A 13,791-nucleotide genomic window follows, 5' to 3' on the forward strand; every position below is an offset into this window, starting at 1 on the left:
GGACGGGTCGGACTACTGGGGGGACACGGCCGGCTTGGCCGCGTTCTCGCCGTACGGGCGGAACAGGCCTTCCTGGACCACGGAGACCAGCAGCCTGCCCTCCACGTCGTAGATGCGGCCGCGGGCCAGGCCCCGGCCGCCGTGCGCGATGGGCGACTCCTGGTCGTACAGGAACCACTCGTCCGCGCGGAAGGGCCGGTGGAACCACATGGCGTGGTCCAGCGAGGCCATGTCGAAACCGCGCATGCCCCAGAGGGGCTCCACGGGGATGCGCACGGCGTCGAGGAGGGTCATGTCACTGGCGTAGGTGAGGGCGCAGGTGTGCACCAGCGGGTCGTCGCCCAGCGGGCCGACCGCGCGCATCCACACCGCGCTGCGCGGATCGGCGTCCTTGAGCTCCTCGGGAGTCCAGCGGAGCCGGTCCGTGTAGCGGATGTCGAACGGCTGGCGGCGGGCCATCCGTTCCAGCGCCTCGGGCAGCGCGCCCAAGTGCTCGCGGATCTCGTCCGCGACCTTCGGGAGCGTGTCCGGGTGGGGGAAGTCGAGTCGGGGAGGCAGCTGGTGTTCGATGCTGCCCTCCTCCGGATGATGGAAGGAGGCGGTGAGATTGAAGATCGTCTTGCCCTGCTGGACCGCGGTGACGCGGCGCGTGGTGAAGGACCGGCCGTCGCGCACCCGCTCCACCTGGTACACGATCGGCACCCCGGGGATGCCCGGGCGCAGGAAGTACGCGTGCAGCGAGTGGACCGGGCGGTCGCTCTCGGTGGTGCGGCCGGCGGCCACCAGCGCCTGGCCGGCGACCTGCCCGCCGAAGACCCGCTGGAGGGACTCCTGCGGGCTGGCGCCGCGAAAGATGTTGACCTCGATCTGCTCCAGGTCGAGCAGGTCGACGAGTCTCTCGGCGGGGTTCGTCATCAGAGGTTCTCCACTGTCGGGGCCGGTCGCTTACGAGTCGGGGGTCCCCCCGGACGGCGTCAGGGGGCGGTCACAGCACGCCGAGCTCACCGACCGAGGTAAGCCGGATGATCGCACGGCCCTCCTCGTCGGAGGCGGCGAGGTCGACCTCGGCGCTGATGCCCCAGCCATGGTCCCCGTTGGGGTCCGCGAACGTCTGCCGGACGCGCCACAGGCCGTGCGCCGGGTCCTCCTCGATCTGGAGCAGCTTCGGGCCGCGGGCGTCGGGGCCGGTGCCCAGGTCGTCGTACTCGTCCCAGTACGCGTCCATGGCCTCGCCCCAGGCGTCGGCGTCCCAGCCGGACTCGCCGTCCAGCTCGCCCAGCTCCTCGACGTGGTCCAGAGCGGCGAGCTCCACACGGCGGAACATGGCGTTGCGGACCAGGACGCGGAAGGCGCGGGCGTTCGCCGTGACCGGCTTGACCTGGTCGGCCTTCTCCTGGGCCTGCTCCGCCGTCTCCACCTCCGGGTTCGCCAGCTGCTCCCACTCGTCGAGCAGGCTGGAGTCGACCTGGCGGACGAGCTCGCCCAGCCAGGCGATGAGGTCCTGGAGGTCCTCGGACTTCAGGTCGTCGGGGATCGTGTGGTCCAGCGCCTTGTACGCACTCGCCAGGTAGCGCAGCACGATGCCCTCGGTGCGGGCGAGCTCGTAGAACGAGGTGAACTCCGTGAAGGTCATCGCGCGCTCGTACATGTCGCGGATGATCGACTTGGGCGAGACCGGGTGGTCGCGGACCCACGGGTGGCTCTTGCTGTACACGTCGTAGGCGTGGAGGAGGAGCTCTTCGAGGGGCTTGGGATAGGTGACCTCCTGGAGGCGCTCCATCCGCTCCTCGTACTCGACCCCGTCGGCCTTCATCGCACCCACGGCGATGCCGCGCTCCTTGTTCTGCTGGGCCGCCAGGATCTGGCGCGGGTCGTCCAGCGTCGACTCCACGACGGAGACCATGTCCAGTGCGTAGGAGGGGGACTCCGGGTCCAGCAGGTCGAAGGAGGCCAGTGCGAACGTGGACAGCGGCTGGTTGAGCGCGAAGTCCTGCTGGAGGTCGACGGTGAGGCGGATGGTGCGGCCCTCCGCGTCCGGGGTGTCGAGCTTCTCGACGACGCCTCCGTCCAGCAGCGAGCGGTAGATCGCGATCGCCCGGCGGATGTGGCGCAGCTGCGCCCTGCGCGGCTCGTGGTTGTCCTCGAGGAGGTGGCGCATCGCCTGGAAGGCGTCGCCCGGCCGGGCGATGACCGACAGCAGCATGATGTTGGTGACCTTGAACCGCGAGGTGAGCGGCTCCGGGTCGGCGGCGATGAGCTTCTCGAAGGTGGTGTCCGACCAGGCGACGAAGCCCTCGGGAGCCTTCTTGCGCACCACCTTGCGGCGCTTCTTCGGGTCGTCGCCGGCCTTCGCGAGGGCCTTCTCGTTCTCGATGACGTGCTCGGGCGCCTGGGCGACCACATAGCCCGCCGTGTCGAAGCCGGCCCGGCCCGCGCGGCCGGCGATCTGGTGGAACTCGCGGGCGCGCAGGGTGCGGACCCGGTTGCCGTCGTACTTGGTCAGTGCGGTGAACAGCACCGTGCGGATCGGGACGTTGACGCCGACACCGAGGGTGTCGGTACCGCAGATCACCTTCAGCAGCCCGGCCTGGGCCAGCTTCTCGACCAGGCGCCGGTACTTGGGCAGCATGCCGGCGTGGTGGACGCCGATGCCGTGCCGGACGTACCGGGACAGGTTCTGGCCGAACTTGGTGGTGAAGCGGAAGTTGCCGATCAGTTCGGCGATCTTGTCCTTCTCCTCGCGGGTGCACATGTTGATGCTCATCAGCGACTGCGCCCGCTCGACCGCCTGGGCCTGCGTGAAGTGCACGATGTACACCGGGGCCTGCCGGGTCTCCAGCAGCTCGGTGATCGTGTCGGTGATCGGCGTCGTGACGTACTCGTACGACAGCGGGACGGGCCGCGTCGCGGAGCGGACCACCGAGGTCGGGCGGCCGGTCCGCCGGGTCAGGTCCTCCTCGAACCGCTTCACGTCGCCGAGGGTCGCCGACATCAGGACGAACTGCGCCTGCGGCAGCTCCAGCAGCGGGATCTGCCAGGCCCAGCCGCGGTCCGGCTCCGCGTAGAAGTGGAACTCGTCCATGACGACCTGGCCGATGTCCGCGTACTTGCCGTCGCGCAGGGCGATGGAGGCCAGCACCTCGGCGGTGCAGCAGATCACCGGGGCGTCCGCGTTGACGGAGGCGTCGCCGGTCAGCATGCCCACGTTCTCGGTGCCGAAGAGCTTGCACAGGTCGAAGAACTTCTCGGACACCAGCGCCTTGATCGGGGCCGTGTAGAAGGTCACCTTGTCCTGGGCGAGGGCGGTGAAGTGCGCGCCGGCCGCGACGAGGCTCTTGCCGGAGCCGGTCGGAGTGGACAGGATCACGTTCGCCCCGGAGACGACCTCGATCAGCGCCTCCTCCTGAGCCGGGTACAGGGTGATGCCCTGATCCTCGGCCCACGAGGAGAAAGCCTCGAAGAGGGCGTCGGGGTCGGCGTTCGGCGGGAGCTGATCAATGAGGGTCACACCCCCCATCTTGCCTGGCTTCCTGCCGGAAGAGGGAACCGGCGGACGCATCGAAGATCACCGCCGGTACGCTGTGCCGTTGACCGGGCCCGAACGAAACCGTCAACAGGGCCCGACCACCACACGACTGGGGCGGGGAACGACCATGATGGGTCCGGCGCACTCACTGTCCGGGGCGGCAGCCTGGCTGGGGGTGGGAGCGGCGGCCGCGGCCGCCGGACACCCGATGCCCTGGCCGGTCCTCGTCGTCGGCGCACTCATCTGCGCCGGCGCCGCGCTGGCCCCCGACCTGGACCACAAGTCGGCGACGATCTCGCGCGCCTTCGGCCCGCTCTCCCGGGGCCTGTGCGAGGTGGTCGACAAGATCTCCTACGCCGTCTACAAGGCCACGCGCGCCCCGAAGGACGCCCGCCGCACCGGCGGCCACCGCACCCTGACGCACACATGGCTGTGGGCCGTCCTCATCGGTGCCGGCTCCTCCGCGCTCGCGGCCACCACCGACCGCTGGGGCGTGCTCGTCCTGCTCTTCGTCCACCTGGTCCTGGCCGTCGAAGGCCTGCTGTGGCGGGCCGCCCGGATGTCCAGCGACGTCCTCGTCTGGCTGCTCGGCGCCACCAGCGCCTGGATCCTGGCGGGGGTCCTCGACCAGCCGGGCAACGGCGCCGGGTGGCTGTTCACCGGACCCGGCCAGGAATACCTCTGGCTCGGCCTGCCGATCCTGCTCGGCGCCCTGGTCCACGACATCGGCGACGCACTGACCGTCTCCGGCTGCCCCATCCTGTGGCCCCTCCCGATCGCAGGAAAGCGCTGGTACCCCGTCGGCCCGCCCAAGGGCATGCGCTTCCGGGCCGGCAGCTGGGTGGAGCTCAAGGTCCTCATGCCCGTGTTCATGCTGCTCGGCGGCGTGGGCGGAGCCTCCGCCCTCGGCTTCATCTAGGCGCCGTCCGGCACGGCGAAGGCCCCGGTCCACCGCGCGGCAGCGGGGGACCGGGGCCTCGTACGACAGCCGGGGCCGGGCGGGTCAGCCGTGCCAGGAGCGCCACAGCGCCGCGTACGCGCCGTCCGCCGCGACCAGCTCGTCGTGCGAGCCCAGTTCGCTGATCCGGCCGCCCTCGACCACCGCGATCACATCGGCGTCGTGCGCGGTGTGCAGCCGGTGGGCGATCGCGATGACCGTGCGGCCGTCGAGCACCCGGGCCAGCGAGCGCTCCAGATGCCGTGCGGCCCGCGGGTCCAGGAGCGACGTGGCCTCGTCCAGCACCAGCGTGTGCGGGTCCGCCAGCACCAGCCGGGCCAGCGCGATCTGCTGCGCCTGGGCCGGGGTCAGCGCCGTACCGCCCGAGCCCACCTCGGTGTCCAGACCGCTCTCCAGGGCCCGGGCCCAGCCGTCCGCGTCCACCGCGCCCAGCGCCGCCCACAGTTCCGCGTCACCCGCGCCCGTGCGCGCCAGCCGCAGGTTGTCCCGCAGCGAGCCCACGAAGACGTGGTGCTCCTGGTTGACCAGCGCCACCTGCTCGCGCACCCGCTCCGCGGTCATCCGCGCCAGCTGCGCGCCGCCGAGGGTCACCTCGCCGGTCCGCGGCGCGTAGATGCCCGCCAGCAGCCGGCCCAGCGTGGACTTCCCCGCGCCGGAAGGGCCGACGAGCGCCATCCGGGTGCCCGGCGGCACGGACATCGACACCTGGTGCAGCACGTCCACGCCCTCCCGGTAGCCGAACCGGACCTCGTCGGCCCGGACGTCCCGCCCCGCCGGGGCCACGCCCGCGTCACCGGCGTCCGGCTCGATCTCCCGCACGCCCACCAGACGGGCGAGGGACACCTGGGCGACCTGCAGCTCGTCGTACCAGCGCAGGATCAGGCCGATCGGATCGACCATCATCTGCGCCAGCAGCGCACCCGTGGTCAGCTGTCCCACCGACAGCCAGCCCTGGAACACGCAGTAGCCGCCGACCATCAGCACGGAGCCGAGGATCGTCACGTAGGTGACGTTGACCACGGGGAACAGGACCGTCCGCAGGAACAGCGTGTACCGCTCCCATGCCGTCCACTCCTTGATCCGCCGCTCCGACAGTGCGATCCGGCCGGGGCCCAGGCGGTGCGCCTCGACCGTGCGGCCGGCGTCCACCGTCTCGGTGAGCACGGCCGAGACCGCCGCGTACCCGGCCGCCTCCGAGCGGTACGCCGACGGCGCCCGCCTGAAGTACCAGCGGCAGCCGATCACCAGCACCGGCAGCGCCAGCATTGCGGCCAGGGCCAGCTGCGGCGCCGTCACGGCGAGCGCCCCGAAGAGCAGCCCGGCCCAGACCACGCCGATGGCCAGCTGCGGCACGGCCTCGCGCATCGCATTGGCCAACCGGTCGATGTCGGTGGTGATCCGCGACAGCAGGTCACCGGTACCGGCCCGCTCCAGCACCCCCGGCGGCAGGCCCACGGAGCGCACCAGGAAGTCCTCGCGCAGATCGGCGAGCATCTCCTCGCCGAGCATCGCCCCGCGCAGCCGGACCAGCCGGACGAAGAACGTCTGCACCGCGAGGGCCAGCGCGAACAACAGGGCCACGCGCCCCAGATGGAGCTCGCGCGCGCCGGCCGCCAGCTGGTCGACGACCCGGCCGAGCAGGTACGGGCCGACCATGGAGGCGATCACCGCCACCGCGTTCACGGTCACCAGCACCACGAAGGCCCGCCGGTGCCGCCGGAACAGGCCGCGCACATAGCCCCGTACGGTCTCCGTCGAGCCCACGGGCAGCTTCGCGGCCGATTCGGGGGCCGCCGGATCGTATTGCGGCGGCGCCACGCCGATCATGCCGATTCCTCGATCTCTGTGAGTGCTCTTTCCAGCCGGGCTTCTTCCAGCCGGGGCAGTTCCGTCCGTGCCACCCGCTGCTCCTCCTCGGTCTCGCGGGTCACGACGGCCCGGTAGAGCGGTTCGCCGTGCAGCAGTTCGCGGTGCGTACCGGTCGCGGCGACCGTGCCGTCGTGGATCAGGACCACCCGGTCGGCACGGTCCAGGAGCAGCGGCGACGAGGCCAGCACCACCGTCGTGCGCCCCGCCCGCCGGGCGGTGATCCCGTCCGCGATCCGCGCCTCGGTGTGCGAGTCGACCGCCGAGGTCGGCTCGTCCAGCACCAGCACCTCCGGGTCGGTGGCCAGGGACCGGGCCAGCGCGAGCCGCTGGCGCTGCCCGCCGGAAAGGGACCGGCCGCGCTCGGTGATCCGCGCGTCCATCGGGTCCTCCACCCCGTCCGGCGCCGACTGCAGCAGCGCGTCCAGGACGTCCCCGCACTGGGCGGCGGCCAGTGCGGCCCCCGGCTCGACGGCCCCGGACGCCGGTACGGCGAACAGCTCGCGCAGGGTCCCGGACAGCAGCACGGGGTCCTTGTCCTGTACGAGGACCAGCGTGCGTGCGGTGTCCAGCGCGAGCTCGTCCAGCGCGACCCCGCCCAGCAGCACCGACACCCGGTCGCCGGCCGGGCCGTCGTCCGCCGGGTGGCCGCCGAGGCGTTCGGCGAGCCGGCCCGCCAGGTCCGGATCGCCGCACACCACGGCGGTGAACCGGCCGGCCGGGGCCAGCAGCCCGGTCGCCGGGTCGTACAGGTCGCCGCCTGGGGCCGGGGCCGTCACGGCGGCGGGCGCCGCGGGCTCGGGCGCGTCCGTACGCGTCAGCGAGAGCACCCGGGCGGCCCGCTGCGCCGAGGGCCGGGAGAAGGAGTACGCCATGGCGATCTCCTCGAAGTGCCGCAGCGGGTACAGCATGGTGGCCACCGCACTGAAGGCGGCGACGAGTTCACCGACCTCCAGCCGGCCGTCCAGCACGAGCACGGAGCCGTACCAGACCACGGTGATCAGCAGGGCGCCCGGGAGCAGCACCTGGATCGCGGCGATCACCGCCCACATCCGGGCGCTGCGCACGGCCGCCTTGCGGACCTCCTGGGAGGCCTCGCGGTAGCGGCCCAGGAACAGCTCCTCACCGCCGATGCCGCGCAGCACGCGCAGGCCGGCCACGGTGTCGGAGGCCAGTTCGGTGGCCTTGCCGGCCTTCTCGCGCTGGACGTCGGCCCGTTGGGTGGCGCGCGGCAGCAGGGGCAGGACGGACAGGGCGAGGACGGGGACGCCGATCGCGACGACCACACCGATCGACGGTGCGTAGAACAGCAGGCCGACGCAGATGACGACGACGGAGAAGCCGGCGGCGAGGAATCGGGAGACCGCCTCGATGAACCAGCCGATCTTCTCCACGTCACCGGTGGAGACCGCGACCACCTCGCCCGCCGCGACCCGCCGGGTCAGGGCGGAGCCGAGCTCGGCGGTCTTGCGGGCGAGCAACTGCTGCACCCGCGCGGCGGCGGTGATCCAGTTCGTGACGGCCGTCCGGTGGAGCATCGCGTCGCCGGCCGCGATGGCGATGCCGATCAGCACCAGCAGCGCGCCGTCGAGCAGCAGCCGGGGGCCGTCGCGCCGTACGACGGCGTCGACGCCCATGCCCACCACGTACGGCAGCCCGGCGACGCCGCAGAAGTGCACCAGTCCCCAGCACAGGCTCTTGATCTGGCCGCCGATCTGGCCACGCCCCAGCCACAGGAGGAAGCGAGGGCCGGAGCGGGCGTCGGGTACCCCCGGATCCGGATACGGAAGATCGCTGATCTGCATGACGCCCCATGACTGGTCGAGTGGTCCAAACCGTGCAAGGTTCGCCTTCCGGATCGGTCCCGGGCAATCGATTTTGCGTTGGCCAGGGGTTCTACGCAGCGGGGTGTGCGGTGCGTCCGGCCGCGGACCGCCACGTCAAGGCCGGGTCGCCCACTCCAGTTCCAGCAGTGCGGAGCGGTAACTGCGGCCGGTGGCCCGGTCCATGCCCACCTCGCACATCCGGTTCGCCGACAGGTGCGCGTCGAAGGCGCGGGAGGTCACCGCCGCCGCCTCGCGCTCCGTCGCCGAGGCCGTCAGCTCCGGATGCAGCATGCCCCGGTCGCCCGCGAAGGCACAGCAGCCCGCGTCGTCCGGAATCACCACCTCCGTCGCACACGCCTCGGCCACCGCCCGCAGCTGCGGCACGTCACCCAAGTGGTGCATGGAGCACGTCGGATGCAGCACCGCCGAGCCCACCGTGCGCCGGATCTCCAAGTGCGGCAGCAGCTCCTCCGCCGCCCACACGACCGAGTCGACGACCTTCAGCTCCGCGTGCAGCGCCCGGTTGTCGTCCGTGAGGTACGGGACCACCTCGCGCGCGAGGCCCAGCGTGCACGACGAGGCGTCGACCACCAGGGGCAGCCGCCCGCCGGCGGTCCAGCCCCAGGCGGCCTCCACGATCCGGTCGGCCATCAACCGGTTCCCGGCTTCGTACCCCTTGGAGTGCCAGATCGTCGCGCAGCAGGTGCCCATGACGTCGTCGGGGATCCACACCGGCCTCCCGGCCCGCTCCGAGACCGCCACCACCGCCTCGGGCAGCGAGGGGCCGGGCCACCCCGCGGGGCCGCCGAAGATCCGGTTCACGCACGCCGGGTAGTACACGGCCACCGCGCCCACCCGCCCCGTCGGGGGCAGCTTCCGGGCGGCGGCTCCGGGGACCTGCGCAAGCCACTGCGGCACCAGGTCGGGCCGGACGACCCTGCGCGCCGCTCCGGTGACCGCCTCCAGGGGCCCGTCCCCGACCCGGTCCCTGATCCCGCCGGCGGCGGCCACCGCCAGCCGGGCGGCGCCCTCGACGACCTTGAACCCCCTCGCGGCGAGGGCGGCGGCCCGCTCCTCGCGCGGTCCGTGCCGCCGATGGCGGAAGTCCCGCATCAGGGCGCCCGTGTCGATGCCGACGGGACAGGCCAGCTTGCAGGTGGAGTCGCCCGCGCAGGTGTCCACGGCGTCGTGGCCATAGGCGTCGAGCAGTCCCTCCAGTACCGGGGAGCCCGGCTGCTGGCGCATCATCTCCCGCCGCAGCACGATCCGTTGCCGGGGTGTCGTCGTCAGGTCCCCGCTGGGGCAGGTCGGTTCGCAGAAGCCGCACTCGATGCACGGATCGGCCTCAGCCTCCACCTGCGGAATCGTCTTCAGCCCGCGCAGGTGGGCCGCCGGGTCGCGGTCGAGGAGGATGCGCGGAGCGAGCAGCCCGTCCGGGTCGACGACCCGCTTGGTCCGCCACATCAACTCGGTGGCCCGCGGCCCCCACTCCCGTTCGAGGAAGGGGGCCATGTTGCGGCCGGTGGAGTGCTCGGCCTTCAGCGAGCCGTCGAACCGCTCCACCGTGAGCCGGCAGAAGGCGTCCATGAAGGCGCCGTACCGTTCGACGTCGGCGGGTTCCGCGGCGTCGAAGGCCAGCAGGAAGTGCAGGTTGCCGTGGGCCGCGTGGCCGGCGACCGCCGCGTCGAAACCGTGCTCCGCCTGAAGCGCGAGCAGCGCCTCGCAGGCCTCGGCCAGCCGGGAGGGCGGCACCGCGAAGTCCTCGGTGATCAGGGTGGTGCCGGAGGCCCGGGCCCCGCCCACGGCGGTCACGAACGCCTTGCGGGCCTTCCAGTAGCCGTTGATCGTCTTCGTGTCGCGGGTGAAGGTGTTGGTGACGGAAGCCACCGGGGCCACCAGCTCCAGCCCGGCGAGGACCTCGGCGGCGCGCCGCTCGTACTCCGCGCGCCCCGCTTCGTCGGGCGCGCGGAACTCCACGAGCAGGGCGGTGGTGTCCTTCGGCAGCCCGGCCCAGTCGGCGGGGACGCCCTCGACGCTGACCGAGGCGCGCAGCGTGTTGCCGTCCATCACCTCCACGGCGAGGGCGCCCGCCGCGTTGAAGAGCGGCACGGCGGCCGCCGCGGCGGGCAGCGAGGGGAAGAAGAGCAGGGCGCTGGTGAGCTTGCGGTCCAGTGCGACGGTGTCGAAGACGACCTCGGCGATGAACCCGAGCGTGCCCTCCGACCCGACCATCAGCCCCCGCAGGATCTCGACGGGGCTGCTCCCGTCCAGGTACGCGTCGAGGCGGTAGCCGGTGGTGTTCTTGATCTCGTACTTGGCCCGGATCCGGGCGACCAGCCCCGGATCGGCCTCGATCTCCCGCTTGATCTCCATCAAACCGCGGCACAGCGCCGGTTCCGCGTGCGCCAGCTCCTCGTCGGCCAGCGGGTCGGCGGTGTCCACGACGGTGCCGCCGGGCAGCACGAAGGTGAGCGAGGACAGCGTGCGGTACGAGTTCCTGGTGGTTCCCGCCGTCATGCCGGAGGCGTTGTTGGCGACGACTCCGCCGAGGGTGCAGGCGACGGCGCTCGCCGGGTCGGGGCCGAGCACGCGGCCGTGCCGGGCGAGCGCGGCATTGGCCCGTGCCACGGTGGTCCCGGGCCGGATCCGGGCGCGGCGGCCCTCCTCCAGCACCTCGACGCCGGCCCAGTGGCGGCGCACGTCGACCAGGATGTCCTCACCCAGGGCCTGGCCGTTCAGGGAGGTCCCGGCGGCGCGGAAGACGACCTCGCGCCCGCGGCCGTGGGCGTACGAGAGGACCGCGGAGACGTCGTCGATGTCCTGGGCGATCACCACCACCTGCGGCACGAACCGGTAGGGCGAGGCGTCGGAGGCGTAGCGGACCAGGTCGGAGACCTTCCACAGCACCTTCTGGGCGCCCAGCAGCTCCGTCAGCTCGGTGCGCAGCGGCTCCGGGGTCCCGGCGGCGTGGTGCTCGGGGACCCGGTCGGGGGCGGGGCCTGTGATGCCGCGGGGGCGCAGGGCGCGCGGCTTCGGTTCCAGCAGCGGCATGCGCGACCCCTTGCGTCCTCGTTCGGCCCAGCCGGCCCGGGCCGGTTCGGGGAACCTTCCCCGGCCCCGGGCGGCCTTCTCAGCAGCGGCGCTCCGGCGGGGCGTCCGCCGGGGCGTCCGTCAGAGCGTTCAGCAGGCCGCCGAGCACGTCTCGCTGCTCGGCGGTCAACGGAGCCAGGATCTCCTCCGCAGCGTCGGTCCGCGCGCTGCGCAGCCGGCGCAGCGTGGCGCGGCCCGTGTCCGTCAGCTCGATCCGTATGACGCGCCGGTTCGCCGGGTCGGGCGCACGACGCACGCACTCGGCGGCTTCCAGGCCGTCCACGAGCGTGGTCACGGCCCGGGGCACGACCTCCAGACGGGCGGCGAGGTCCGCCATCCGGGGCGGCCGCTCGCCGTCGTAGTGCGAGACGAGGCGCAGCAGCCGGCTCTGGGCGGGGGTGATGCCGAGCGGCTCCAGATGGTGCTTCTGGATCCGGTGGAGCCGGCGGGTCAGCCGCAGCAGCTGTTCGGCGAGCACGCCGTCCGTGCTGTCGGTTTCGGAAGCGGTCCTCATACTGGGAAACAGTACCAGGACCAGATTCATTGTGAGCATAGGTAACAATGAGCTATGCTCATCCGAGTCTCGTCACCGTCAGAAGGAGGCCCATGCGCCCCGAAGAGCCGAAATGGACCCCATCGAAAGAAGCCCTCGACCCCACCCGCCCCGCCCCCGCCGACCAGCCGCGTGAGCTGCGTCGGATCATGGGCCTCTTCCGCCCCTACCGCGGCCGCCTGGCCGTCGTGGGGCTCCTCGTCTGCGCCTCCTCGCTGGTGGCGGTGGCCTCGCCGTTCCTGCTGAAGGAGATTCTGGACGTCGCCATCCCGCAGGGGCGGACCGGGCTGCTCAGCCTGCTGGCGCTCGGCATGATCCTGACCGCCGTCGTCACCAGCGTCTTCGGCGTGCTCCAGACCCTGATCTCCACCACCGTGGGCCAGCGCGTCATGCACGACCTGCGCACCGCCGTGTACGCCCAGCTCCAGCGGATGCCGCTGGCCTTCTTCACCCGCACCCGGACCGGCGAGGTGCAGTCCCGCATAGCCAACGACATCGGCGGCATGCAGGCAACCGTCACCTCCACCGCGACCTCGCTCGTCTCCAATCTGACGGCCGTGATCGCCTCCATCGTCGCGATGCTCGCGCTCGACTGGCGGCTCACCCTCGTCTCGCTGCTCCTGCTGCCGCTTTTCGTGTGGATCAGCCGGCGGGTCGGCCGCGAGCGCAAGAAGATCACGCTGCAACGGCAGAAGCAGATGGCCGCCATGGCCGCGACGGTCACCGAGTCGCTGTCGGTGAGCGGCATCCTGCTCGGCCGCACCATGGGCCGCGCCGACTCGCTGACCCGGTCCTTCTCCGACGAGTCCGAGAAGCTCGTCGGCCTCGAGGTGCGCTCCAGCATGGCCGGGCGCTGGCGCATGTCCACCATCGGCATCGTCATGGCCGCCATGCCCGCGCTCATCTACTGGGCCGCCGGCATAGCCCTCCAGTCGGGCGCCCCCTCGCTCTCGGTCGGCACCCTCGTCGCCTTCGTCACCCTCCAGCAGGGCCTGTTCCGGCCCGCGGTGAGCCTCCTGTCGACCGGAGTGCAGATCCAGACCTCGCTCGCGCTGTTCGGCCGGATCTTCGAGTACCTCGATCTGCCGGTGGACATCACCGAACGCGAGGACGCGGTGCGGCTGGACCGGGCCAGGGGCGAGGTCCGCCTGGAGGACGTGCACTTCGCGTACGACGCCAAGCACGGGCCGACGCTGAGCGGGATCGACATCACCGTGCCCGCCGGCGGTTCGCTCGCCGTGGTCGGCCCGACCGGCTCGGGCAAGAGCACCCTGAGCTATCTCGTGCCCCGCCTGTACGACGTCACCGGCGGCCGGGTCGCCCTCGACGGGGTCGACGTACGCGACCTCGACTTCGACTCGCTGGCCCGCTCCATAGGCGTGGTCTCCCAGGAGACCTACCTCTTCCACGCCTCGGTCGCGGACAACCTGCGCTTCGCCAAGCCGGACGCCACCGACGAGGAGATCGTCGAGGCGGCCCGTGCGGCCCAGATCCACGAACACATCGAGTCCCTGCCCGACGGGTACGACACCCTGGTCGGCGAGCGCGGCTACCGCTTCTCCGGAGGGGAGAAGCAGCGGCTGGCCATCGCCCGCACCATCCTGCGTGACCCCCCGGTGCTGATCCTCGACGAGGCCACCAGTGCCCTCGACACCCGCACCGAGCATGCCGTGCAGCGGGCCATCGACAATCTCTCCCAGGGCCGCACCACGATCACCATCGCGCACCGGCTCTCCACCGTCCGCGACGCCGACCAGATCGTCGTCCTGGACAAGGGCCGGATCGCCGAGCGCGGTACGCACGAGGAGCTGCTGGAGGCGGACGGCCGGTACGCGGCCCTGGTCCGCCGGGACCGGGAAGCCGCACTCACACCGGAGTCGGCCGCGGCGCGGGTCGTCCGCAAGGCGTCGGCGGTCAAGGCCGACGGACCGGCCGAGGGCAACGCCCAGCCGACACCGGTAAACGTGTGATC

Annotated in this window: 8 protein-coding genes; 2 read left to right on the top strand and 6 right to left on the bottom strand. The window is 72.2% G+C overall.

Features of this window, described 5'->3' with window-relative positions; all coding sequences use genetic code 11:
* Positions 1–12: 12 nt before the first annotated feature.
* Positions 13–915: an acyl-CoA thioesterase II gene (locus ACIPK4_RS27940; RefSeq protein ID WP_054222198.1), complete on the bottom strand. Its 903-nt coding sequence runs from the start codon at positions 913–915 to the stop codon at positions 13–15.
* Positions 916–985: 70 nt separating this feature from the next.
* Complete coding sequence (locus tag ACIPK4_RS27945; protein ID WP_402317285.1) at positions 986–3,508, bottom strand: DEAD/DEAH box helicase; 2,523 nt, start codon at positions 3,506–3,508, stop codon at positions 986–988.
* Positions 3,509–3,653: 145 nt separating this feature from the next.
* On the opposite strand from ACIPK4_RS27945, the gene ACIPK4_RS27950 reads away from it, so the two are divergent.
* The gene (locus ACIPK4_RS27950; RefSeq protein ID WP_054222199.1) at positions 3,654–4,445 is read left to right on the top strand and encodes a metal-dependent hydrolase; all 792 of its coding nucleotides are present in this window, start codon (positions 3,654–3,656) and stop codon (positions 4,443–4,445) included.
* An 84-nt stretch (positions 4,446–4,529) separates the two neighbouring features.
* Here the strand turns inward: ACIPK4_RS27950 and ACIPK4_RS27955 are convergent, their stop codons facing one another.
* The 4 genes from ACIPK4_RS27955 to ACIPK4_RS27970 all read right to left on the bottom strand — a co-directional run bounded on the left by ACIPK4_RS27955 (position 4,530) and on the right by ACIPK4_RS27970 (position 11,780).
* Positions 4,530–6,311: an ABC transporter ATP-binding protein gene (locus ACIPK4_RS27955; protein ID WP_402317289.1), complete on the bottom strand. Its 1,782-nt coding sequence runs from the start codon at positions 6,309–6,311 to the stop codon at positions 4,530–4,532.
* On the bottom strand, positions 6,308–8,155 hold the full coding sequence (locus ACIPK4_RS27960) for an ABC transporter ATP-binding protein (RefSeq protein WP_402317291.1): 1,848 nt from the start codon (positions 8,153–8,155) through the stop codon (positions 6,308–6,310). Before ACIPK4_RS27960 ends, ACIPK4_RS27955 begins: the two co-directional genes overlap by 4 nt.
* Positions 8,156–8,290: 135 nt before the next feature.
* Positions 8,291–11,227, bottom strand: a complete 2,937-nt coding sequence (locus tag ACIPK4_RS27965; RefSeq protein WP_402317294.1) for an FAD-binding and (Fe-S)-binding domain-containing protein — start codon at positions 11,225–11,227, stop codon at positions 8,291–8,293.
* Positions 11,228–11,306: 79 nt separating this feature from the next.
* Positions 11,307–11,780 carry a MarR family winged helix-turn-helix transcriptional regulator gene (locus tag ACIPK4_RS27970; protein ID WP_402317297.1) on the bottom strand — a complete coding sequence of 158 codons (474 nt, stop codon included), beginning with the start codon at positions 11,778–11,780 and terminating at the stop codon, positions 11,307–11,309.
* Positions 11,781–11,872: 92 nt separating this feature from the next.
* Here ACIPK4_RS27970 and ACIPK4_RS27975 point away from each other — a divergent pair, with 92 nt between their 5' ends.
* On the top strand, positions 11,873–13,789 hold the full coding sequence (locus tag ACIPK4_RS27975; RefSeq protein ID WP_402317300.1) for an ABC transporter ATP-binding protein: 1,917 nt from the start codon (positions 11,873–11,875) through the stop codon (positions 13,787–13,789).
* Positions 13,790–13,791 lie beyond the last annotated feature (2 nt).

Source organism: Streptomyces sp. NPDC086989, assembly GCF_044745505.1.
Classification (GTDB): domain Bacteria; phylum Actinomycetota; class Actinomycetes; order Streptomycetales; family Streptomycetaceae; genus Streptomyces.